Here is a 22203-nt window from a genome sequence, read left to right as displayed (position 1 = left end):
CCTCGCGCGGACCAGGTCCGCGCGCTCGAAGCGGCCGCCCCCCTTCGGGAGGTCCCCCGTGCCCCCCGTACAACTAGTGTGCGCCGGGGGTCTGTTCGGGAGCGACTGGTTTTCCGCGGGTGAGCGGGTAACAGGCGAGGCCGATCGCCAGCGAGATCGCGTGCCCGAGGTCGGTGTACGTGCGGTCGGTGAGCAGCGGGACGACGAAGAAGGCCACGACCGCCGCGAGGTAGAGCCAGCGCCAGGGCCTGGGCAGCCGGTAGGTGAGGATGCCCGCCGAGGCGGCGAGGCCGTAGCTGACGCCGATGTCGACGACGTGCGCCATGCTGCGCGGCACGTCGTGGAGGCGGATGGCCACCAGGACGACCTGCTGGCTGATCAGGGTCGCCGCGACATGGGCGGTGGCGACGACGAAGAGCCATTTCGCCGTGCCGAGCCAGCGCTCCACGGGCGCGTGGATCAGCTCGAACAGCGCCGCGTACAGCAGCAGGTCGGCCGGGTCCTCGATCCAGAACGCGCTGCCGAGCAGGGCCCGCAGCGGGTGGTGGGACAGCTGGTGGAGATTGCTGCTGTTGCGGTGCAGGAGATAGGTCTCGAGTCCCTGGGGGGACAGCGCGATGACGAGGCTGGTGATCGCGATGACCGCCAGCCAGACATGCGTACCGGGTGACGAACGCACCCACGACCTGATCGGTCGGGACGGTTCGCCACCCGGAAGGATTCCGCTGTTTCCAGCTTCGATCGGCACGTTCCCGTGCCTATCACCCCAAGCTGGGAGAAACCTCAGAAATTGATCATGTGTCCCGCGATGCCGTGGATCGCTTCCTTCACGGCCTCGCCCAGCGTCGGGTGCGCGTGGACGTTCCGCGCGACCTCGTGGACCGTGAGGTCCCACTGCTGGGCCAGGGTCAGCTCGGGCAGCAGCTCGGTGACGTCGGGGCCGATCAGGTGGGCGCCGATGATCTCGCCGTACTTCGCGTCGGCGACGATCTTGACGAAGCCGGTGGCGTCGCCGAGACCGTGCGCCTTGCCGTTGGCCACGAAGGGGAACTTGGCGACCTTGACGTCGAAGCCCTTCTCGCGGGCCTGCGCCTCGGTCCAGCCGAAGCTGGCGATCTGCGGCTGGCAGTAGGTGGCGCGCGGGATCATCGGGTAGTCGAGCTCCATCGTCTCGGCGTCCCCGATGGTCTCGGCGGCGATGACGCCCATGGCCTCGGCGGTGTGCGCGAGCATCAGCTTCGCGGTGACGTCACCGATGGCGTAGATGTGCGGCACGGAGGTGCGGCAGCGGCCGTCGACGTCGATCGCGCCGCGCTCGGTGAGCGCGACGCCGGTGGCCTCGAGGCCGTAGCCGGTGACGTTCGGGGCGAAGCCGATGGCCTGCAGGACCTTGTCGGCCTCCAGGACCTTGCTCGCGCCGTCCTTGCCGGTGACGGTGACGCGGACCTGCGGGCCGGACTCGTCGATGGCCTCGACCCGGGTGGAGGTCAGGACGTCGATGCCGAGCTTGCGGTACTGCTTCGCGAGCTCCTTGGAGACCTCTTCGTCCTCCAGCGGCGCGATGCGGTCGAGGAACTCGACGATCGTGACCTTGGTGCCGTAGTTGTTGAGGACGTACGCGAACTCGATGCCGATCGCGCCGGCGCCGGCGATGACGATCGACTTCGGGGCGTCCTCGGCGAGGATCTGCTGCTCGTACGAGACGACGCGGTCGCTGAGGGCGGTGCCCGGGAGCAGGCGCGGGGTGGCGCCGGTCGCGATGATGCAGTTGTCGAACGTGATCGTCTCCGAGGTGCCGTCGGACTTGGCGACCTGGAGGGTGTTCGCGTCGAGGAAGGTTCCCCGGCCGTCGAACTCGGTGATCCCGTTCTTCTTCATCAGGAAGTGGACGCCCTTGACGCGGCCGTCCGCGACCGAGCGGCTGCGCCGGAACGCCTCGCTGTAGTCGAAGGTCACGGTGCCGTCGACCTTGATGCCGAAGGTCTTGGCCTCGTGATTGAAGATGTGGGCCAGTTCGGCGTTGCGCAGCAGTGCCTTGGTGGGGATGCAGCCGACGTTCAGGCAGACACCGCCCCAGTACTTCTCCTCGACGACCGCGACCCGCTTGCCCAGCTGGGCGGCGCGGATGGCGGCGACGTAGCCGCCGGGGCCAGCTCCGAGTACGACGACGTCGAAGCGGTCTGACATGACTGACTCCCGAGGGTGGTGAGGGTGTTCGGTCCGCGTACGGGCCCACAGTAGTCCGGTGTCCCCCGCGCGGTCAGTTGTAGGATGACTGGGCAACCGGGCAAATGGAGGTCTGATCGGCATGGCACTCAGAGCGGCGGGACGGACCTCGCTGGTGGACTCCGTCGTGGAGCAGCTGCGCACCCAGCTCACGGACGGCGAGTGGGCGGTCGGCGACCGCATCCCGACCGAGCACGAGCTCGCGCAGCAGCTCGGCGTGGGCCGCAACACCGTCCGCGAGGCGGTCCGCGTCCTCGTCCACGCGGGCCTGCTCGAATCCCGTCAGGGCAACGGCACCTTCGTCAGGTCGACCGCCGACCCGGCGGCCGTTCTGCGCGGGGTCCGGCACGCGGGCGCGGCCGACGTCCTCGAACTCCGGGTCGCCCTGGAGGCCGAGGCCGCCCGGCTCGCGGCCGCCCGCCGCGACACCCACGACCTGCTGCGACTGCGGGCCGCCCTGACCACCCTGCGCGAGGAGGGCGACCGGGACGCGGACGCGGACCTCGCCTTCCACCTGGCGGTCGTCGGCGCGACCCACAACGCCGCCTTCGTCGAGGTGTACCGGTTCTTCTCCGCACAGGTCCACGAGGTGCTCGTCGAGGCCCTCGGCGACGGGGAGATGCCCCCGGTCGACATCGACGCCCACGAGGCCCTGGTGGCGGCGATCGAGGCGGCCGACCCGGAGACCGCGGAGCGGCAGGCCCGCGAGCTGCTGCGGGCGCCGATGGAGACCGTCGCGGCACTCACGGAGAGCTCCTCGCGGACGGAGACCTCCTCGCCGACGGAAAGCTCCTCGCCCACGGGGAACTCCTCGCTGACGGAGAACCGCTGATGACCGCCGAGACCCGTACGCCGGGTTCCCCCGCGCCCACGTCCGTACTGGTCGACGCCGAGGCCGAGGTCCTGGGATCGGCGGCGGGGGCGGCGGCCCGGCGGGCCCTGCTCGCCCACCCGGCCCTGCTCCTGGTCGGGATCGTGCTGGCCTCCCTGAACATGCGGGCCGCGCTGGCGAGCGTCGCGCCGCTGGTCAGCGAGATATCCGGGGCCTACGGGCTCTCCGCGACGGCCGGCTCGCTCGTCACCTCGGTGCCCGTGCTGTTCCTCGGCGTGGGCGCGCTGGTCGCGCCCTGGCTGGGCCGCCGCTTCGGCGCCGAGCGCGTGCTGTTCGCGGCCCTGCTCCTGCTCGGCGTCGGCATCCTCGCGCGCGTGCTGCCGTCCGTGTACGCGCTGTACGGCGGCGGCATCCTGGTCGGTACGGCGATCGCCCTGCTCAACGTGCTGATGCCGGGCCTGATCAAGCGGGACTTCCCCGACCGGGCGGCCGCGATGACCTCCGTCTACACGGGCGCGATGATCGCCGGAGCGACCGTGGCGGCGGCGGCCGCCGTGCCGCTGGAGAAGGCGCTCGGCGGCGGCTGGGCGGGCTCGCTGGGCTTCTGGTCGCTGCTGGCCGCGGTCGCCGCCCTCGCCTGGCTGCCGCAGGTGCTGATCGCCCGGGGCCGTACGGGGCACGAGGTACGGGCCGTACCGGCCGCCGACGCCCGCCCGGTGAGCGTCTGGCGCTCGCCCCTGGCCTGGCAGGTCACCCTCTTCATGGGACTGCAGTCGCTCTGGTCGTACGTGCTGATCGCCTGGATGCCGACGATCTTCACCGACCACGGGATGAGCCGCTCCACGGCCGGTGTGGTCTTCGCCTTCAACAACCTGATCCAGGTCGCCGGCGCCTTCGTGGTGCCGCTGCTCGCGGGCCGGATGCGAAGCCAGCGACCGCTGATCGTGCTGGTCACGACGCTCGTCGCGGCCGGTTACGCCGGTCTGATGGTGGCGCCGGTGGAGGGCGCCTGGCTCTGGTCGGCGGTGCTCGGCGTCGGCCAGGGCGGTGCGGTCGGGCTCGCCCTGACCCTGATCGTGCTGCGCGCCGGGGACGCCGCGACCGCCGCCCGGCTCTCCGGTATGGCGCAGACCGTCGGCTATCTGCTCGCCGCGGCGGGCCCGCTCGCGGCCGGTGCCCTGCACCAGGCCACCGGCTCCTGGACGCTGCCGATCTGCGTGGTCCTCGCCGTCTGCGCGACGGCGCTCGGCGTCGGTCTGCTCGCCGCCCGCGACCGGAAGGTCTGAGACACGTCAGGGGCGGTACGGCTCCCGGGTGGCCCTCCCGGGGCGGGGCGACGAGCCTCGGAGCCGTACCGCGTCATCGGTTCCTACTCCTCGCCCGCCAGCTTCAGCGTGCGGAGCTTGAAGCCGGCGAACCAGGTCGCGACGATCGTGACCGCCGCGAGGAGCACCACCGCCGTGGTGAGTCCGACCTCGGAGGTGATCAGGCCGTCGCCGGTGACCTTCTGCGCGAGGGCCAGCGCCCACTGCTGGACGCTCAGGGTGCGCGCGCCCGCGATCAGGGAGCCGAACAGGGCCTCCCACACCAGGGCGTAGACCAGGCCGATGACCACGGCGTGCCGGCTGATCGTGCCGAGCAGCAGGAACAGCGCACTGTAGGCGATGGAGGCCACCAGGGCCGCGACCGTGTACGCCACGGCCACCTGCTGGCCGTTGCCGTTGAGGATGAACCCGGCGATGAAGGTCGGGACGGCCGAGAAGGCCATCGTCACCGCGATCGCCACGATCAGCTTCGTGAAGATGATCGAGGGCCGCTTCACCGGCTTGGACAGCAGATAGACGATCGAGCCGTCGTCGATCTCCGGGCCGATCGCGCCCGTGCCCGCGATCACACCGATCAGCGGCACCATCGTGGCGAGCGCGAAGCCGCCGAGGACATCGGCCGCGACCTGGTCGTCCGCGCCGTTGAACGCGCGCACCGCCGCGGCGATGAGCAGCAGCATGCCGGGCAGCAGGAAGAGGATCATGGCCCGGCGGCGGCCGAGGAGGGCCCGGTAGGTGAGCCGGGCGACTGTGGGGTTGTACATCGGTCAGGCTCCTTTCAGGCCGCGACGAGGTACGAGAAGACCGATTCGAGGGACTCGTCCGAGGGCGAGACCGTCAGGAGACGGATCCCCCGCTCGCGCGCGACCTTCGGGAGCAGCTCCGTGAAGCGGCCGAAGTCCACCGCCTGCACGCGCAGTCCGCCTTCCGCGTGGTCGACCTCGATGCCGGCCGTGGACGGGTCGGCGATGAGCGCCGCGGCGAGTGCCCGGTCGTCGCTCGAGCGGACCAGGTAGCGGTGCGGCCGGTCCGTCATCAGTCGGCGGATCTTGCGGAAGTCGCCGGAGGCGGCGTGCCGCCCGGCCACGATCACCTCGATGTGGGAGGCGAGTTGCTCGACCTCCTCCAGGATGTGCGAGGAGAACAGGACCGTACGGCCGTCCGCGCCCATCTGCCGCAGCAGGTCCATGAGCTGCATGCGCTGGCGCGGGTCCATGCCGTTGAACGGCTCGTCGAGCAGCAGCACGGACGGCTCGTGGACGAGGGCCGAGGCCATCTTCACGCGCTGCCGCATGCCCTTGCTGTACGTGGAGATCTTGCGGTCCTGCGCGTACTCCATCTCGACGGTGGCCAGGGCCCGCTGGGCCTCCTTGGCGCCGAGGCCCTGCAGTTCCGCGTTGGCCAGGACGAACTCGCGGCCGGTGAGGAAGTCGTACATCGCCTCCCGCTCGGGCACGACGCCGATCTCGCGGTAGACCGCCTCGTTCCCCCAGATCGTCTGCCCGTCGAGGGTGACGCTGCCGGTGGACGGGTCGAGGAAGCCGCCCATCATGTTGATCAGGGTGGACTTCCCCGCGCCGTTCGGCCCGAGGAGGCCGGTGACGCCCGGGCCCACCGTCATGGTGACGTCGTTCACGGCCACGACGTTTCCGAACCAGCGGGAGACGTGGTCGATGGAGAGGATGCTCATGGGCGCGGCCCATTCCTTAGAGGGGTGATGGCGGGCGACGGGAGGGCGCTCACAGCCCGACCTTTCGGTAGCGGCGCATCAGGATGCCGTACGAGCCGGCGACGAGCGCGAGGACGACCAGCAGATAGACCGCGCCGACACCGGCGCCCGGTCCCTCGCCTCCGGGGAAGGAGGAGGGCGCGCCGAGGAAGGCGGTCTGCACGCCGTCGATGAGCGTGATCGGCGAGAACAGGCCGAGCCAGGAGATGGCGCCCAGATTGTCCGTGCCGTACGCGATGCCCTGGAGCGTCGAGACCGCTCCGTACGAGATGGTCAGGACGGCGATCACGGCGGCGACGCCGAAGCCGCGGCGCGGGGTGAGGGCCGCCATGACGAGGCCGATGCCGCCGAAGAGCAGCGAGAGCAGGATCACGGAGAGCAGTCCCTGGCCGAACATCTGCGTCTGGGTGCCGAAGTCCATCTTGGCGAGCAGCGAGCCGATCCAGAGGATGAGGAGCGGGACCGAGGTCAGCAGGAAGAGCGCCGAGGCCATCGCGCCGAACTTGGCGAGCACGTAGTCCACGCGCTCGATCGGCCGCGAGAAGTAGAGCGGCACGGTCCTGAACCGCAGGTCGCGGGAGACCGACTGCGGTGCCTGCGAGGCCAGGTAGATGCCGATGACGACCTGCAGGAAGATCGCGTACTGGGTGTACTCGATCGACAGCTTGGTCTGCTTGGTGACGACCGCGACCGCGACGATGATCAGCGCGGGCACGCACATCACGCCGAAGAGCAGCATCGGCAGCACCTTGGACTTGGCGCTGCGGCCGAGGCCGTACGCGCCGCGCAGCGACTGCGAGAACAGCGACCTGCGCGCGTACGCCCGGCCGAGCCGCGGGCCGTCGTAGGAGCGGTAGCCGATGTTGTGGATGCGGGTCGTGTCGGGAGCGGCCTGGGGCGCGGGGGTGCTCATCGGGCCTGCACCTCCTCCTGCTGCGGGGACGCCTCGGGGCGGAAGACCTCGGCGATGTGGTGGCGGCGCTGCTCCATGCGGACGAGACCGAGGCCGAGGCCGGCGACGGTGTCCCGCACGAGGTCGTACGTCTCCTCGCCCGGGGCCTCCAGGAGCAGGATGTGGCCGGCGCCGGGCAGGCCCTCCTCCACTCCCGCGTGGAGGGTGACGCCCGCGGCGGCGAGGGCCGCGCGGAGCGCCCCCGTGCCGTCGGGGTGGGTGTCGGAGTCGGTGACCTCGACGGCGAGCGTCGTGGTGGTCCGGGTGAAGTCGCTGGTGGAGCTGGAGCGCAGGAGCCGGCCGCCGTCGATGACGACGACGTGGTCGCAGGTGCGCTCCAGCTCGCCGAGGAGGTGCGAGGTGACGAGGACGGAGATGCCGAAGTCGGTCCAGACCCGGCGGATCAGTCCGAGCATCTCGTCCCGGCCGACCGGGTCGAGGCCGTTGGTCGGCTCGTCGAGGAGGACCAGCTTGGGGTCGTGGACCAGGGCCTGGGCCAGCTTCACCCGCTGCTTCATGCCCGTCGAGTAGCCGCCCATGGGGCGGTACCGCTCCTCGTACAGCCCGACGTGGCGCAGGGTGTCGGCGGTCCGCTCGCGGGCGGCGGTCGCGGGCAGGCCGGACATGCGCGCCATGTGGACGACGAACTCGGTGGCCGAGACGTCCGGCGGGAGGCAGTCGTGCTCGGGCATGTATCCCACGCGCTCACGGATCTGGGCGCCGGAGGTCCGGACGTCCATGCCCAGGACCTCGGCGCGGCCCTCCGTGGCGGGGGAGAGTCCGAGCAGGATTTTGATCATGGTGGACTTGCCGGCTCCGTTGGCACCCACGAGTCCGGTCACACCGGGTCCGATGTCCAGGGAGAGCCGGTCAAGAGCGGTCACCCGGGGGAACCGCTTGCTGAGGCTTTCGGTCGCGATCACAGTCACGCCTTCGACGGTAGTGGTGTGCGCCACAGCGGTCGTCAGCCCAACGGCTCGATCCTTGTCCGACCAGAGGATTACAAGCCAGTAGGGGAGGTCGCGACGAAAGTCTTTTCCACCGGCCCGGCCGGACGGTCCGCCGGTGGGTTTTCCACAGGGTGCCGTCGGACCCCTTGACGCAGCCGCCGGGCATTGTCACATTCATCGGTGTCAAGTTACGGACGCGTAGCGCAGTCGGGCGCTCACACGGGACGGCGGGTGGCATGGCCTCAGCGATGACAGGCGAACTCTCCGCGGAGCTGCGGGGATTCAGAGAAGTGCAGCGGCTCTCCTACGCGTGCGCGGAGGCCGTCGCCGCACAGCTCAAGCCGGGGGTGACCGAGCGCGAGGCCGCGCGGATGCAGCGCGAATGGCTGTACGAGCGGGGGGTGCGGGACTGGTTCCACCGGCCGTTCGCCTGGTTCGGGGACCGCACGGCCTTCGTCGACTTCAAGATCCCGCTGCAGTTCTTCCCGACCAACCGGCGCCTGGAAGCCGGGATGCCCTTCATCCTCGACATGGCCCCGGTCTACAAGGGCCACACGGCCGACATCGGCTACAGCGGCTGCCTGGGCCTCAACCCCCTGCACGACAAGCTGCTCGCCGATCTGAAGGACCACCGCGAGCTGATCCTGCGCGAGGTCCGCGAGCGCCGCCCGCTCCGCGAGATCTACGAGGACGTGGACCGGCTCATGGTCCGCCAGGGATACGCGAACCGGCACCGGGCCTATCCTTTCGGCGTCATCGCCCACAAGATCGACCGGGTGAAGGAGCGCCGCTGGTCGCCGACGCTCTTCGGCTTCGGCACCCAGTCGCTCAAGGGCCTCGCGAGCGACGCCCTGCACGGCCACCGCGACGGCTGGTCGCCGCTCTGGTCGCCGTACAAGTTCTCCGACCACCCGCCGAGGCCGGGCCTCTGGGCGGTCGAGCCGCACCTCGGATTCCGGGGGACGGGCGCGAAGTTCGAGGAGATCCTGGTCGTCACCGACTCCCGGGACCCCGAGCAGAGCGCGTTCTGGCTGGACGACAATCTGCCGCACGTGCGGCGCTGGAACGAGGGGGCGGTCTGATGGCAGGGCTCGAGGGAGCGCGGGAGCGCTGGGTCCGTACGGGCGGGATAGAGCTGTGTGTCGCCGAGCTCGGCGAGCGGGGCCGGCCCACCGTCGTCCTCGTGCACGGGTACCCGGACTCCAAGGAGGTCTGGTCGGAGGTCGCGGTCCGGCTCGCCGAGGACTTCCACGTGGTGCTCTACGACGTGCGGGGCCACGGCCGTTCGACCGCGCCCGCCCCGCTGCGCGGCGGCTTCACCCTGGAGAAGCTGACGGACGACTTCCTCGCGGTCGCCGACGCCGTCAGCCCGGACCGGCCAGTCCACCTCGTCGGTCACGACTGGGGATCGGTGCAGTCCTGGGAATTCGTCACCGTCCGGCGCACCGAGGGCCGCATCGCGTCCTTCACCTCGATGTCGGGGCCGTCCCTCGACCACTTCGGGCACTGGATCAAGCAGCGGATGACCCGGCCCACCCCGCGCCGGGTCGGTCAGCTCCTCGGCCAGGGCGCCAAGTCCTGGTACGTGTACATGCTGCACACGCCCGTGCTGCCGGAGCTCGCCTGGCGCGGCCCGCTCGGCAGGCGGTGGCCGAAGATCCTGGAGCGCGTCGAGAAGGTCCCGGCCGGCGCGTACCCGACGCCGTCGCTGCCGAGCGACGCGGCGCACGGCGCCTGGCTCTACCGGGACAACGTCCGCGCCCGTCTCGGCAGGCCGCGCCCCGACGCGTTCGCGCACGTGCCCGTGCAGCTGATCACGCCGACCGGTGACGCCTTCCTCTCCGAGCGGCTCTACGACGACCTGGGCAGCTGGGCGCCCGATCTGACCCGGCGCACGCTGCCCGCCAAGCACTGGGTGCCGCGCACCCGGCCGGACCAGCTGTCCGCGTGGATCGGCGAGTTCGTCCGGGCCAACGAGGAACCGGCGACCAAGGCGCCGAAGCCGGTCGCGGCGACGGCGGTGAAGAGCGGTGTGAAGCCGGCCCACGCGGAGCGGTTCGGCGGCCAGCTGGTCCTGGTGACCGGGGCGGCCAGCGGCATCGGGCGGGCCACCGCGTTCGCCTTCGCCGAGGCCGGCGCCCGGGTCGTGGCCGTCGACCGGGACGCCGAAGGGGCGGTCAGGACGGCCGAGATGGCCCGGCTGATCGGCGCCCCGGAGGCCTGGGGCGAGACGGTGGACGTCGCCGACGAGCAGGCGATGGAGAAGCTCGCCGCCAAGGTCGCGAGCGAGTACGGCGTCGTCGACGTCCTCGTCAACAACGCGGGCATCGGGCTCACCGGCTCCTTCTTCGACACGACGAGCGAGGAGTGGAAGCGGGTCCTGGACGTCAATCTGTGGGGTGTGATCCACGGCTGCCGGGTCTTCGGGGCGCAGATGACCGCGCGCGGCCAGGGCGGCCACATCGTCAACACCGCCTCCGCGGCCGCCTTCCAGCCTTCCCGCGCCCTGCCCGCGTACAGCACGTCGAAGGCGGCGGTGCTGATGCTCAGCGAGTGTCTGCGCGCCGAACTGGCGGGCCAGGGCATCGGGGTGTCCGCGATATGCCCCGGCATCGTCAACACCAACATCACGGCGACCACGCGGTTCGCCGGAGTGTCGGACGCGGGGGAGGAGAAGCGGCGCCAGACGAAGGCGTCCCGGCTGTACGGCCTGCGGAACTTCCCGCCGGAGAAGGTCGCCGACGCGATCCTGGACGCGGTGCTGCACGACCGCGCGGTCGTGCCGGTGACGCCCGAGGCCCGGGGCGTGCACTTCCTGTCCCGGCTCAGCCCGGGAACGCTGCGGGCCTTCGCCCGGTGGCAGCCGCCGGCGTAGCCGGACGGTCGTACGATCCCTTCCAGGAGGGGCCCCGCGGCGGTGGGGTGGAGCGAACGGTCGGTGGGAGCGGGTTTGTCCGAGCAGTCAGCACAGCCGGAGTACCGGATCGAGGATCTCGCCCACCACAGCGGGGCCACGGTCCGGACCATCCGCGCCTACCAGGACCGCGGGCTGCTGCCCCGCCCGGAGCGACGGGGCAGGTCGAACGTGTACGGAGACGCGCACCTCGCGCGGCTCCGGCAGATCGCCGACCTCCTCGACCGGGGCTACACCCTGGCCTCGATCAAGGAGCTCCTTGAGGCCTGGGACACCGGCCGTGGACTCGGTGGCGTGCTCGGTCTGGTCGCCGAGGTGCACGGCCCGTGGACGGACGAGGAGGCGGACCGGATCTCCCGCGCGGAGCTGGACGCCCGCTTCGGCGGCACGCCGGACGAGGACGCCATCCGGGAGGCCGTCGAGCTCGGCGTACTGGAGCGGCTGCCGGACCGGGAGGGCGAGGAGTACCTGGTACCGAGCCCCCAGGAGCTGGCGGTGGCCGCCGAGTTGTACGCGGCGGGAGTGCCGCTTCCGGCAATCACCGGACATCTGAGGGAGCTTCGGGACCAGGTGGAGCACATAGCGTCCCGTTTCCTGGAGTTCACGACCGAGCACGTCTTCGCGCGCTATCTGGAGCACCGCCCGCCGACGGACGCGGACGCGGCCGAGGCGGCGACGATGGTGCGGCGGCTCCGGCCGCTCGCCCAGCAGACCGTGGACGCCGAACTGGCGCGGGCGATGCGCCTGTTGGCCACCCGGCATCTGCAGCTCCATCTGTCGCCGGACGCGCTCCCGGCGAGGGACGACGAGCCGCGGCCCGTTTCGCTACCGGCCGGGACGGTGCGGGCCGTTCAGGATCTGGTGGGTCCGGAGGGGGTCACCGCCTTCGTCGCCGCCGCCACGGAACGCGAGGTCCATAAAAGGGCATTGGATACCCTTGCCTCAAATCACCACATAAACAACGAAATTACTCAATCCACCTGAAATGCCAGGGCTGTTGTCCACAGAATTCTCAACTGGCCTGTGGATAACTCACTTTGGCTGTGGATCAAACCTGCCTGCCCAAAATGGCTGGTCCGGCGCTCCGGCCTCCGCCATCCTGACGGAATGACCCGACCCCAACCACCGGACGAACGCCGCACGGTGAAGATCTCGAAGTACCTCTCCAAGCATCTCCGCCACCAGCCCGAGCGCATCGGCCTCGTCCTCGACGCCCAGGGCTGGACCGAGATCGACGCCCTGCTCCAGGCCACCGCGCGGGGCGGCTTCCCCGTCACCCGCGAGGAACTCGACCACGTCGTCGCGACCAACGACAAGAAGCGCTTCGCGATCGAGGGCACCCGCATCCGCGCCAGCCAGGGCCACACGATCGAGGTCGACCTGGACCTGCCGGCCGCCGAACCGCCCGCGTACCTCTACCACGGTACGGTCGCGGACCGGCTTCCCGCGATCCGGGCGGAGGGGCTGCGCCCCATGGCCCGCCACCACGTGCACCTCTCCCCCGACCGGGAGACCGCCACCCGGGTCGGTGCCCGCCGCGGACGGCCGATCGTGATCAGCGTCGACGCCGGCGCCATGCACCGGGCCGGGCACGTCTTCCGCGTCAGCGCCAACGGGGTCTGGCTGGCGGACGCCGTCCCGCCGCAGTTCCTCCGATTTCCCGACTGAGGCATGATCGCCTCCATGGCTCACCCGCACCTGCCCAGTACCGAAGCGGCCGTCACCGCCATCCGCGAGATCGCCCGGGAGTTCGGCCTGGAGATGACGGTGACCGACGACATCGGCGCGGACCAGACGTCCCGGCGCACCTCGTCCGGCGCCTTCACCGTCCTCGACCCGGACGGCTCGCTTCCGCACGAGGCCTACGTCGAGCTCGGCGGGTCCCCCTCGGTCACCGTCCAGATCTTCCCCGAGGACGACGCCAGGATCTTCGTGGACGGCATCGAGTTCGCGGACGTGCCCCGCGACGCCGTTCCCGCCTTCCTCCGGTCCGTCCACGGCGGCCTCGCCCATGTGAAGGGCCGTCTCTTCCCGCCCGGCTGGTGGCTGGTCGTCCCGCTGCCCGGCGACGAGACGTACAAGGAACTCGTCCCCGACGCCACGCTCACCCCCTGGCTGAGCAGCCGCGTCCGCTGACGACCGGGCCCGCCGGCCCCGCGCGGGTCCCGCGAAGCCCGTCTCTCCGCCCCGGGGCGGGGCGCCCCCGCGCGCGTATCGTGGCGTCATGCGCTTGAGTACGGTGATCCTCCCCATCCACCGATGGAGCGAGGGGCAGAAGACCTGGCGGCGGGCCGAGGACCTCGGGTTCCACGCCGCGTACACCTACGACCACCTGTCCTGGCGGACCTTCCGGGACGGCCCCTGGTTCGGAGCACTGCCCACGCTCACCGCGGCGGCGACGGCCACCGAGCGGATCCGGCTCGGCACGCTCGTGACCTCCCCGAACTTCCGGCACCCGGTCACCCTGGCCAAGGAGCTGATGGCCCTCGACGACGTCTCCGACGGGCGGATCACCCTCGGCATCGGCGCGGGCGGCAACGGCTTCGACGCCACCGCGCTGGGGCAGGAGCCGTGGTCGCCGAAGGAGCGGGCGGACCGCTTCGGCGAGTTCGTGGCCCTGCTCGACCGGCTGCTCACCGAGGAGGCGGTGACCCAGCGGGGCACCTTCTACTCGGCCGACGAGGCCCGGAACATCCCCGGCTGCGTCCAGCGCCCGAGGCTGCCGTTCGCGGTGGCGGCGACCGGGCCGCGCGGGCTCAAGCTGGCCGCGCGGTACGGGCAGGCGTGGGTGACGACCGGGGACCCGAAGATCTTCGATGAGGGCACCCCCGAGCAGTCGGTGGCCGCCCTGCGCGGCCAGATCGAGAAGCTCGGCAAGGCGTGCGCCGAGACCGGCCGGGACGTGGACGAGCTCGACAAGATCCTGCTGACCGGCTTCACCCCGGACCGGAGCCGCCCGCTGGAGTCCCTGGACGCCTTCGTCGACTTCGCCGGTCGCCACCGCGATCTCGGCTTCACCGAGATCGTCATCCACTGGCCGATCCCGGACTCGGACTTCGCCGCCGACCAGGCGGTCTTCGAGCAGATCGCCACCGAGGCCCTCGCCCAGCTGGGCTGACGGGCACCCCGCACGGCCGCACGGCGGAGTCGGCCACGTCAGGCGATGCGTCGGGCGTGGCCCCGCCACAGGGCGAGCAGGGCCGGAGAGCCGGCGGGCGCGGGAGCCGCCGCGCAGACGTCGAAGTGGCTGACCCGGCAGGTGTCGGACGGCAGGCCGCACCCAGCTGGACCGCGGTCCCGTCCCCCGCCACGCGCCAGCGGCTGCCCGCGGGGACGGCGCGGGTGGGCAGGTCCCCGGGCTCGATCAGAATCCAGCGGCCCCGGACCGTACGGTGCCACTCGGCACGGGCCCCGCAGCGGCGGCACGGCGAGGTGGCCGGACCCGCCGGCGCGGGGGAGGAACCACCGGACCGAGGCTCCGGTACGCCCACGGGGCCGGGCCCGAGATCCCGCACGGCCTCCGGGAGACGCGGCTCCGGTACGACCACGGCGCCCGCACCGAGATCCCGCACCGCCTCCCGGAGACGCGGCTCCGGTACGACCACGGGTCCCGCACCGAGATCCCGCACCGCCTCCGCGAGACGCGGCTCCGGTACGCCGCGCCCCCCGCGGACCTCGAACCTCGCCGCGTCGACCAGGCCCGCCAGCACCTCGCCCACCAGCACCGGGTCCCGGGCGGCCTGTCCCGCTCCGGCCCGCTCGCACCCCCGGCACAGGGCCATGCCGAGGCTCGGGACCCACGTCCCGTACGGCGTGCCGCAGGAGTCGCACTCGTCGCTTCGCCGGCCCGAGCCCATGCCCCGCCCCCTTGAGACGCCATCAGCTCCGAGGGATCTTCCCCGCCACAGCCGAAAACGAACGGACGTTTACGGCCACGTCGGGGCGTAAACACCCGGCCGCCGGGGCAGCGCCTGACCCGAATCCACCACTCATATGTGCGGCTCCCCGCACGCCCGTGCGTCCGGTGCGGAAGAATGGGGCGGTGACCTCTCCCGATTCCCCCCGCACCTCCGCCCCGGCGCCCCGGCTGATCGCCACCGACCTCGACGGCACCCTGCTGCGCGACGACAAGTCCGTCTCCGCGCGCACGGTCGCCGCCCTCGCCGCGGCCGAGCGGGCGGGGATCGAGGTCTTCTTCGTCACCGGCCGCCCCGCCCGCTGGATGGACGTCGTCAGCGACCACGTCCACGGCCACGGCCTGGCGATCTGCGCCAACGGCGCCGCCGTCGTCGACCTCCACGCCGGGGGCACCTTCCTGGAGGTCCGCCCGCTGGAGCGGCCCGCCGCCCTCGCCGTGGTCAAGGCCCTGCGCGCGGCCGCGCCGGGGACCTCCTTCGCGGTGGAGCTCACCACCGGCATCCACTACGAGCCCGATTACCCGCCGTTCTTCCTCGACCCCGGCGCGACCGTCGCCACCGCCGAGAAGCTCCTCTTCGAGGAGGCGCCCGGCGCCGCGGCGCCCGTCCTGAAGCTGCTCGCCCAGCACCCGGAGCTCGACCCCGACGTGTTCCTCGCCGTCGCCCGGGAGGCCGCCGGGGACCAGGCCTCCTTCACCCGGTCCAGCCCCACCGCCCTCATCGAGATCAGCGGGCTCGGCGTCTCCAAGGCGTCCACGCTGGCCCGGTGCTGCGCCGAGCGCGGCATCACGGCCGAGGAGGTCGTGGCCTTCGGCGACATGCCCAACGACATCGAGATGCTCAGCTGGGCGGGCCGCGGGTACGCCATGGGCAACGCCCACCCCGAGGTGATCGCCGCCGCCTCCGGCCGTACCGTCGGCAACATGGACGACGGGGTCGCCGTCGTCATCGAGCAGCTCGTGGCCGAGGTGTCCGCCACGAGCTAGCGGGCGCCGGCTACAGCGGGGCCTCCCACACCACCGTCGTACCGCCGCCGTCCTCCCCGATGCCCGGGCCGCACCAGCTCGCGCCGCCGAGCGACTCGGCCCGGCGCGCGAGATTGCGCAGTCCGCTGCGCCGCCCGCCCGCCGGGATGCCGATGCCGTCGTCGGCGACCTCCAGCCGTACCCCGGCGGAGCCGTCGGGCAGGGTGACACCGGCGTCGACGACCACGTCGATGCGGCTCGCCTCGGCGTGCCGGAAGGCGTTGGAGAGCGCCTCGCGCAGGGCGGCGATGAGGTTCTTGCCGGTGAGTTCGCCGACCGTCGCGTCGATCGCGCCGAGGAAGCGGTGCGCGGGCTTGAAGCCGAGCGGGACGGCCGCCATGTTGATCTCCCGCAGGACCCGGGTGCGCAGCCCCGACGGCGCCTCGGCCGGACCTTGTTGCAGCGCGAAGATCGCCGTACGGATCTCCTGGATGGTCACGTCCAGCTCGTCCACGGCCTTGCCGACGCCCTCGCGTACCGCCGGCACGATCGACCTGCGCTGAGCGCTCTCCAGCATCATGCCGGTGGCGAAGAGCCGCTGGATGACCAGATCGTGCAGGTCACGCGCGATCCGGTCGCGGTCCTCGTACACGGCGAGGCGCTCCCGGTCCCGCTGCGCGTCGGCCATCATCAGGGCCAGCGCCGCCTGCGAGGCGAACTGGGTGGCCAGGGTCCGCTCCGCCTCCGTGAACTGCCGGGCACCCCGCACCCGGGGCGTCGCGAGCGCGCCGAGCACCCGCCCGCCGCTCTGCAGCGGCAGCATCATGCTCGGTCCGTACGCGGAGGTCAGCCGGCTGATCATGCGCGGGTCCGTCGAGGCGTCCGCCACGAAGACCGCCTCGCCCTCCAGGAGCCGCTGCACCACGGCGCTCTCGGGCGGGATCACCACGCCCAGCGACTTCGTCGGCCGGGGCGAGGAGACGGCGACGATCTCCAGACCGCCGTCGTCGGCGGCCGGCAGCATCACGATCCCGGCGTCGGCGTCGGCGAGGCGACGGGCCTGTTCGGCGACGACCGTGAGGGCGTCGTCCGCGTCACCGCCGGAGAGCAGCGCGGTGGTGACGGCGACGGAGCCGTCGATCCACCGCTCGCGCTGCCGGGCGGCCTCGTACAGCCGGGCGTTGCCGATGGCGATGCCCGCCTCGGTGGCGAGCACCCGGACCATGTGCACGTCGTAGTCGTTGAACTCGCCCCCGCCGTGCTTCTCCGCGAGGTACAGATTGCCGAAGATCTCGCCCTGCACCCTGATGGGGACGCCGAGGAAGCTCCGCATCGGAGGATGTCCGGGCGGGAAGCCCGCCGAGCGGGGATCGCTGGACAGGTCGGCGAGACGGATCGTCTGGGGGTCGAGGATCAGCGCGCCGAGCAGCCCGGCGTGCCCGTCGGGGCGGTGCCCGATCCGGCGGGCCACGTCCTCGCCGACGCCGAAGGTGACGAAGTCGGAGAGGCCCTTGCCCTCGTCGTCGACGACGCCGATCGCGGCGTAGCGGGCGTCGGCGAGTTCGGCGGCGGTCTCGCAGATGCGGTCGAGGGTGGAGTGGAGTTCGAGCCCGGTACCGACCGAGCGCATGGCTTCCAGGAGCTGGGGCACTCGGGCGGTGAGCTCCGTGGACAGCCCCTGGAGGCTGCGGGTGGCCTGAGTGGCGGCTTCCAGGGGGTCCGAGGCGTCGGACGCGGCGGCGGTCATGGCTTGAGCCTAGTAAGTCCTATTTGGCGAGAAAAGTCGGCCGCCCGTCATGATCGTGGGCCGGGGTGGCCCCGGTCGTGGGCGCGCCCGGGCCGACGGCCAGCAGGTCGGTCTCCCGTTCCTGCTCCAGCATCCGCCGCAGCGGACCGTCCGCCTCGGCGAGTTCCGCGTACGGGCCTCGCTGCACGGTCCGGCCGCCGTCCAGGACCAGCACCTCGTCGACCGCGTCGAGGCCGTGCAGCCGGTGGGTGATGAGGACGGTCGTCCGGCCCTCGGTGGCCCGGAGCAGATCGTCGGTGAGCGCGTCGGCGGTGGTCAGGTCCAGGTGCTCGGCCGGCTCGTCGAGGACGAGCACGGGGAAGTCGGCGAGCAGGGCGCGGGCGAGCGCCAGCCGCTGCCGCTGGCCTCCGGAGAGCCGCGAGCCGTGCTCGCCCACGAGGGTGTCGAGCCCGGCCGGGAGCCCGTCCACCCAGTCGAGCAGCCGGGCCCGGCGCAGTGCCTCGCGCAGCTCCTCGTCGCTCGCGCCCGTGCGGGCGAGTCGCAGGTTCTCCCGGACCGAGCTGTCGAACAGGTGCGCGTCCTGGGCGCAGAGCCCGACGAGCCCCCGTACGGCGTCCCCGTCCAGCTCCCAGGCGGGCACACCGCCGAGCCGGTACATGCCCTGCTCCACGTCCAGGAACCGCAGCAGCACCTGGGCGAGGGTGGTCTTGCCGGAGCCGGAGGCCCCGACGACGGCCACCCTGCGCCCGGCCTCCAGGGTGAGCCGGAAGTCGGCGAGCGCCTCCCGCTCCTGCCCGGCGTGCCGGGCGGAGAGTCCGGACAGCTCCAGCGGGAACGGGCTCGCCGGGGGAGTCTCCGGCCGGGCTGGCTCGTGTACGGGGACGGGGGCGTCCAGCACCTCGAAGACCCGCTCGGCACTGTGCTTGACGCGCTGCCGGTACTGGACGGCGAGCGGCAGCCCTGTGACGGCCTCGAAGGCGGCGAGCGGCGTGAGGACGACCACGGCGAGGGCCACCCCGTCGAGCCGCCCGTCCCGCACGGCCTGGACGCCGACGACCGCGGCGGCCGCGACCGTCAGGCCGCAGACCAGGGCGGAGAGACCGGCGCCGAGCGCGGCGGCGGCGGCCTGCCGGGAGGCGATGCCGGTGAGCACCCGGTCGGCGGCGCGGGTCCGTTCGATCCTGCGCCGCAGCGCCCCGGCCACCGTCAGCTCCGCGCAGCCGCGCAGCAGATCGGCCACGGCGGTGGCCAGTGCCCCGCGCGCGGGGGCGAGGCGCCGCTCGGCCCGGCGGGCGAGCGTCCCGCCGATCGCCGGGACGAGGACGCCCGCGACCAGCAGGCCCACGGCGAGGACGGCACCCGCCTCGGGCAGCAGCCAGGCGGTGAAGCCGGCGGACGCGACCCCCACGACGAGCGCGGCGCCGGCCGGGAGCAGCCAGCGGAGCCAGTAGTCCTGCAGCGCGTCGACGTCCTGGACGAGCCGGGCGAGCAGGTCCCCGCGGCGGGTTCGGCGCAGCCCGGCCGGGGCGATCCGCTCCAGCCGCCGGTAGACGGAGACCCGGAGCTCGGCCAGCATCCGGAGCACGGCGTCGTGCGAGACGAGCCGCTCGGCGTACCGGAACACGGCCCGCCCGATCCCGAAGGCGCGGGTGGCGGTCACGGCCACCATCAGGTAGAGCACGGGCGGCTGTTCGGAGGCGCGGGAGATGAGCCAGCCGGAGACGGCCATGAGTCCGACGGCGGACCCGAGGGCGAGGCTCCCGAGCAGCAGGGCGAGTCCCATCCGCCCCTTGAGTTCCCCGGCCATTCCCCGCACCCGTGCCAGGACCGACCGGCCTGCCGTGGGCGGGTGTTCCGGAGCCGGGGTGGGCATGGCTTCCGCCCGGGGCGGGCCTGCCGGACGCGACGGCTCGACGGCCCCGTCACCTTCCGCCGCGCCCGCCCGCTCGGGATGCGTGCCCGGCAGGGCGCCGCCCACCCGCACCACCCGGTCCGCCACCGCCAGCAGTGCCGGCCGGTGGGCGACCAGCAGCACGGTCCGCCCGGCGGCGAGCCGGCGCACCGCGTCGACCACGCCCGCCTCGGTCTCGCCGTCGAGCGCCGCCGTCGGCTCGTCGAGCAGCAGCAGCGGCCGGTCCGCGAGGAATCCCCGGGCGAGCGCGAGCCGCTGTCGCTGTCCCGCGGAGAGTCCGGCCCCGTCCTCGCCCAGCGGGGTGTCGAGCCCCTGCGGCAGCCCCGCGACGAACCCGTCCGCCCCGGCGTCCCGCAGGGCCTCCCGTACCGCCTCGTCGGAGGCGTCCGGGCGGGCGAGCCGGACGTTCTCGGCGATCGTCCCCGCGAAGAGGTACGGCCGCTGCGGCACCCAGGCGATCCGCGCCCGCCAGGCCTCCAGGTCCAGCGTCGCGAGCTCCTCGCCGCCGACGCGTACGGAACCACCCTGCTCCGGTTCGGCGAACCCGAGGACGACATCGAGCAGGGTCGACTTCCCGGCCCCGCTCGGCCCGATCAGGGCCACCGTCTCACCGGGCTCGACCGTCAGGGACATCGCGTCGAGCGAGGGTTCGGCCCGCCCGGCATGCCGCACGGTCACGCCGTCCAGCTCAAGCCATACGGAGTCGGGGACCGCACCCGCGCCCCCGTCCCGTACCGGCTGTTCGAGGACGTCGAAGATCTCCTCGGCCGCCGCCAGACCCTCCGCCGCCGCGTGGAACTGCGCACCGACCTGGCGCAGCGGCAGATACGCCTCGGGCGCCAGGACCAGGATGACGAGCCCCGTGTACAGATCGAGGTCACCGTGGACGAGCCGCATGCCGATGCTGACGGCGACGAGTGCGACCGACAGGGTGGAGAGGAGCTCCAGGGCGAAGGAGGAGATGAAGGCGATCCGCAGGGTGCGCATCGTCGCCTGGCGGTATTCCGAGGTGATCGCGCGGATCGACTCGGCCTGGGCCTTCGCCCGGCCGAAGATCTTGAGGGTGGGCAGACCGGCGACGACGTCCAGGAAGTGCCCTGAGAGCCGGGAGAGCAGCTTCCACTGCCGGTCCATCCGGGCCTGGGTGTACCAGCCGATCAGGATCATGAAGACCGGGATGAGCGGCAGGGTGACGACGATGATCGCCGCCGAGACCCAGTCCTCGGTGACGATCCGGGCCAGGACGGCGAGCGGCACGACGACCGCGAGCCCGAGCTGGGGCAGGTAGCGGGCGAAGTAGTCGTCGAGGGCGTCGACCCCGCGCGTGGCGAGGGCGATCAGCGAGCCGGCCTTCTGGCCGCTCAGCCAGCCCGGCCCGAGCGCGGCCGCCCGGTCCAGGAGCCGGCCGCGCAGTTCGGACTTGACCGCCGCGCTCGCCCGATGGGCGGCGAGCTCGGTCAGCCAGGAGACCAGCCCCCGTGCCACCGCGAGTCCCGCGAGCAGCAGCAGGGGCGTGGTCAGCTCGGAAACCGACTGGCCCTTCTGGAAGGACCCCACCACGATCTCGGCGATGAGCATCGCCTGGGCGATGACCAGCGCCGCCCCGACGAGGCCGAGGCCGACCACCCCGAGGAGGAAGACCCGGGTGGCCTTGGCGTACCGGAGCAGACGCGGATCGATCGGTTTCACGTGAAACATTGCTCCCTGGACAGGACCGGCTAGTGGGTCTCGGCGAGGTGCTGCGTACCGATCCGCTTGCGGAACACCCAGTAGGTCCAGCTCTGGTAGAGCAGCACCAGCGGGGTGGCGATCGCCGCGCACCAGGTCATGATCTTGAGCGTGTACGGGCTCGACGACGCGTTCGTCACGGTAAGGCTCCACTCCGCGTTGAGCGAAGAGGGCATGACGTTCGGGAACAGCGCGAGGAAGAGCATCGCCACGGCGGCGGCGATGGTGATGCCCGAGAGCGCGAACGACCAGCCCTCACGTCCCACCCTGATCGCGCCGATGGCGCCGACCAGGGCCACCACGGCGATCACCATCGCCATGAAGCTCCAGCTGTCCCCGGAGTCGAGCTGGGTCCAGACCAGGAAGAGCAGCGCGAGCACCGCCGTGACCAGACCGAGCTTGAGCGCGAGCGCCCGGGCCCGCGCCCTGATGTCGCCGACCGTCTTGAGCGAGGCGAACACCGCGCCGTGGAAGGTGAAGAGCGTGAGGGTGACGAGACCGCCGAGGAGCGCGTACGGGTTCAGCAGGTCCCAGAAGGTGCCGACGTACTCCATGTTCCCGTCGATCTTCACGCCCCGGACGATGTTGCCGAAGGCCACACCCCAGAGGAACGCGGGGATCAGCGAGGTCCAGAAGATGGCCGCTTCCCAGTTGCGCTGCCAGTTCTCCTCCGGCCGCTTCACGCGGTACTCGAAGGCGACACCCCGGACGATCAGGCAGACCAGGATGATCAGCAGCGGCAGGTAGAAGCCGGAGAAGAGCGTCGCGTACCACTCGGGGAAGGCCGCGAAGGTCGCGCCGCCGGCGGTGAGCAGCCACACCTCGTTGCCGTCCCAGACGGGTCCGATGGTGTTGATGAGGACCCGCTTCTCGGGCCTGCCACGGGCGAGCACCTTGGTCAGGACACCGATCCCGAAGTCGAAGCCTTCGAGGAAGAAGTAGCCGATCCAGAGGACGGCGATGAGTACGAACCAGACGTCGTGGAGTTCCATGCCTCGATCTCCTG

The 22203-nt window shown here is 72.1% G+C and carries 19 protein-coding genes; 9 read left to right on the top strand and 10 right to left on the bottom strand.

Annotation, left to right across the window (positions count from 1 at the left end; genetic code table 11):
- Positions 1 to 73: 73 nt before the first annotated feature.
- Entirely contained in the window at positions 74 to 748 is a 675-nt protein-coding gene (locus DEJ43_RS18570; protein WP_015034931.1) for a rhomboid-like protein, read from the bottom strand.
- 35 nt (positions 749 to 783) lie between these two features.
- Entirely contained in the window at positions 784 to 2187 is a 1404-nt protein-coding gene (lpdA, locus tag DEJ43_RS18565) for a dihydrolipoyl dehydrogenase (protein WP_015034930.1), read from the bottom strand.
- Between the two features lie 121 nt (positions 2188 to 2308).
- Here lpdA and DEJ43_RS18560 point away from each other — a divergent pair, with 121 nt between their 5' ends.
- On the top strand, positions 2309 to 3058 hold the full coding sequence (locus tag DEJ43_RS18560; protein WP_015034929.1) for a FadR/GntR family transcriptional regulator: 750 nt from the start codon (positions 2309 to 2311) through the stop codon (positions 3056 to 3058).
- Positions 3058 to 4344, top strand: a complete 1287-nt coding sequence (locus DEJ43_RS18555; RefSeq protein WP_015034928.1) for a CynX/NimT family MFS transporter — start codon at positions 3058 to 3060, stop codon at positions 4342 to 4344. The genes DEJ43_RS18560 and DEJ43_RS18555 overlap by 1 nt, the downstream gene beginning before the upstream one ends.
- An 83-nt stretch (positions 4345 to 4427) precedes the next feature.
- Here the strand turns inward: DEJ43_RS18555 and DEJ43_RS18550 are convergent, their stop codons facing one another.
- Genes DEJ43_RS18550 through DEJ43_RS18535 form a run of 4 tightly spaced genes read right to left on the bottom strand, consistent with a single transcriptional unit; the run spans position 4428 to position 7987 of the window.
- Complete coding sequence (locus tag DEJ43_RS18550; protein ID WP_015034927.1) at positions 4428 to 5147, bottom strand: ABC transporter permease; 720 nt, start codon at positions 5145 to 5147, stop codon at positions 4428 to 4430.
- Positions 5148 to 5161: 14 nt separating this feature from the next.
- Entirely contained in the window at positions 5162 to 6073 is a 912-nt protein-coding gene (locus tag DEJ43_RS18545; RefSeq protein WP_015034926.1) for an ABC transporter ATP-binding protein, read from the bottom strand.
- Between the two features lie 49 nt (positions 6074 to 6122).
- On the bottom strand, positions 6123 to 7025 hold the full coding sequence (locus DEJ43_RS18540) for an ABC transporter permease (protein WP_015034925.1): 903 nt from the start codon (positions 7023 to 7025) through the stop codon (positions 6123 to 6125).
- Positions 7022 to 7987, bottom strand: coding sequence for an ABC transporter ATP-binding protein (locus DEJ43_RS18535; protein WP_041664045.1), 966 nt, complete (start codon positions 7985 to 7987; stop codon positions 7022 to 7024). Before DEJ43_RS18535 ends, DEJ43_RS18540 begins: the two co-directional genes overlap by 4 nt.
- Positions 7988 to 8262: 275 nt before the next feature.
- On the opposite strand from DEJ43_RS18535, the gene DEJ43_RS18530 reads away from it, so the two are divergent.
- The 6 genes from DEJ43_RS18530 to DEJ43_RS18505 all read left to right on the top strand — a co-directional run bounded on the left by DEJ43_RS18530 (position 8263) and on the right by DEJ43_RS18505 (position 14046).
- A complete protein-coding gene (locus tag DEJ43_RS18530) occupies positions 8263 to 9096 on the top strand; it encodes a M24 family metallopeptidase (RefSeq protein ID WP_233447963.1) in 834 nt (277 codons plus the stop codon).
- Complete coding sequence (locus tag DEJ43_RS18525; RefSeq protein WP_015034922.1) at positions 9096 to 10889, top strand: SDR family oxidoreductase; 1794 nt, start codon at positions 9096 to 9098, stop codon at positions 10887 to 10889. The genes DEJ43_RS18530 and DEJ43_RS18525 overlap by 1 nt, the downstream gene beginning before the upstream one ends.
- A 75-nt stretch (positions 10890 to 10964) precedes the next feature.
- Positions 10965 to 11912: a MerR family transcriptional regulator gene (locus DEJ43_RS18520; protein WP_041664044.1), complete on the top strand. Its 948-nt coding sequence runs from the start codon at positions 10965 to 10967 to the stop codon at positions 11910 to 11912.
- Positions 11913 to 12035: 123 nt separating this feature from the next.
- Positions 12036 to 12596: an RNA 2'-phosphotransferase gene (locus DEJ43_RS18515; RefSeq protein WP_015034920.1), complete on the top strand. Its 561-nt coding sequence runs from the start codon at positions 12036 to 12038 to the stop codon at positions 12594 to 12596.
- A 15-nt stretch (positions 12597 to 12611) separates the two neighbouring features.
- Positions 12612 to 13064, top strand: coding sequence for a hypothetical protein (locus DEJ43_RS18510; RefSeq protein ID WP_041664043.1), 453 nt, complete (start codon positions 12612 to 12614; stop codon positions 13062 to 13064).
- Between the two features lie 88 nt (positions 13065 to 13152).
- Complete coding sequence (locus DEJ43_RS18505; protein ID WP_015034918.1) at positions 13153 to 14046, top strand: LLM class flavin-dependent oxidoreductase; 894 nt, start codon at positions 13153 to 13155, stop codon at positions 14044 to 14046.
- On the opposite strand, the gene DEJ43_RS38145 is transcribed toward DEJ43_RS18505, so the two are convergent.
- Positions 13955 to 14710 (bottom strand): DUF6083 domain-containing protein, encoded by a 756-nt coding sequence (locus DEJ43_RS38145; protein WP_233448067.1) that lies wholly within the window; start codon positions 14708 to 14710, stop codon positions 13955 to 13957. The genes DEJ43_RS18505 and DEJ43_RS38145 overlap by 92 nt on opposite strands.
- A gap of 260 nt (positions 14711 to 14970) precedes the next feature.
- Here DEJ43_RS38145 and DEJ43_RS18495 point away from each other — a divergent pair, with 260 nt between their 5' ends.
- Positions 14971 to 15831 (top strand): Cof-type HAD-IIB family hydrolase, encoded by an 861-nt coding sequence (locus tag DEJ43_RS18495; protein WP_015034916.1) that lies wholly within the window; start codon positions 14971 to 14973, stop codon positions 15829 to 15831.
- Between the two features lie 10 nt (positions 15832 to 15841).
- Here DEJ43_RS18495 and DEJ43_RS18490 read toward each other — a convergent pair whose 3' ends face one another.
- The 3 genes from DEJ43_RS18490 to cydB are packed head-to-tail and all read right to left on the bottom strand — an operon-like array spanning position 15842 to position 22189.
- On the bottom strand, positions 15842 to 17557 hold the full coding sequence (locus DEJ43_RS18490; protein ID WP_015034915.1) for a GAF domain-containing sensor histidine kinase: 1716 nt from the start codon (positions 17555 to 17557) through the stop codon (positions 15842 to 15844).
- 19 nt (positions 17558 to 17576) lie between these two features.
- Positions 17577 to 21158: a thiol reductant ABC exporter subunit CydD gene (gene cydD / locus DEJ43_RS18485; RefSeq protein WP_051025898.1), complete on the bottom strand. Its 3582-nt coding sequence runs from the start codon at positions 21156 to 21158 to the stop codon at positions 17577 to 17579.
- A gap of 29 nt (positions 21159 to 21187) precedes the next feature.
- The gene (gene cydB, locus DEJ43_RS18480) at positions 21188 to 22189 is read right to left on the bottom strand and encodes a cytochrome d ubiquinol oxidase subunit II (protein ID WP_015034913.1); all 1002 of its coding nucleotides are present in this window, start codon (positions 22187 to 22189) and stop codon (positions 21188 to 21190) included.
- Positions 22190 to 22203 lie beyond the last annotated feature (14 nt).

Origin of the sequence: Streptomyces venezuelae ATCC 10712, assembly GCF_008639165.1 — a bacterium.
In the GTDB taxonomy this organism is placed as follows: domain Bacteria; phylum Actinomycetota; class Actinomycetes; order Streptomycetales; family Streptomycetaceae; genus Streptomyces; species Streptomyces venezuelae.
This window is presented reverse-complemented; position numbering and strand designations above follow the sequence as displayed.

What these genes read in the sequence shown, in the direction of transcription:
- cydB (WP_015034913.1), bottom strand. Translation starts at nt 22,189, where the DNA reads ATGGAACTCCACGACGTCTGGTTCGTACTCATCGCCGTCCTCTGGATC.
- DEJ43_RS18525 (WP_015034922.1), top strand. Translation starts at nt 9,096, where the DNA reads ATGGCAGGGCTCGAGGGAGCGCGGGAGCGCTGGGTCCGTACGGGCGGG.
- DEJ43_RS18545 (WP_015034926.1), bottom strand. Translation starts at nt 6,073, where the DNA reads ATGAGCATCCTCTCCATCGACCACGTCTCCCGCTGGTTCGGAAACGTC.
- lpdA (WP_015034930.1), bottom strand. Translation starts at nt 2,187, where the DNA reads ATGTCAGACCGCTTCGACGTCGTCGTACTCGGAGCTGGCCCCGGCGGC.
- DEJ43_RS18490 (WP_015034915.1), bottom strand. Translation starts at nt 17,557, where the DNA reads ATGACCGCCGCCGCGTCCGACGCCTCGGACCCCCTGGAAGCCGCCACT.
- DEJ43_RS18560 (WP_015034929.1), top strand. Translation starts at nt 2,309, where the DNA reads ATGGCACTCAGAGCGGCGGGACGGACCTCGCTGGTGGACTCCGTCGTG.
- DEJ43_RS18530 (WP_233447963.1), top strand. Translation starts at nt 8,263, where the DNA reads ATGACAGGCGAACTCTCCGCGGAGCTGCGGGGATTCAGAGAAGTGCAG.
- DEJ43_RS18550 (WP_015034927.1), bottom strand. Translation starts at nt 5,147, where the DNA reads ATGTACAACCCCACAGTCGCCCGGCTCACCTACCGGGCCCTCCTCGGC.
- DEJ43_RS38145 (WP_233448067.1), bottom strand. Translation starts at nt 14,710, where the DNA reads ATGGCCCTGTGCCGGGGGTGCGAGCGGGCCGGAGCGGGACAGGCCGCC.
- DEJ43_RS18515 (WP_015034920.1), top strand. Translation starts at nt 12,036, where the DNA reads ATGACCCGACCCCAACCACCGGACGAACGCCGCACGGTGAAGATCTCG.
- DEJ43_RS18505 (WP_015034918.1), top strand. Translation starts at nt 13,153, where the DNA reads ATGCGCTTGAGTACGGTGATCCTCCCCATCCACCGATGGAGCGAGGGG.
- DEJ43_RS18540 (WP_015034925.1), bottom strand. Translation starts at nt 7,025, where the DNA reads ATGAGCACCCCCGCGCCCCAGGCCGCTCCCGACACGACCCGCATCCAC.
- DEJ43_RS18510 (WP_041664043.1), top strand. Translation starts at nt 12,612, where the DNA reads ATGGCTCACCCGCACCTGCCCAGTACCGAAGCGGCCGTCACCGCCATC.
- DEJ43_RS18555 (WP_015034928.1), top strand. Translation starts at nt 3,058, where the DNA reads ATGACCGCCGAGACCCGTACGCCGGGTTCCCCCGCGCCCACGTCCGTA.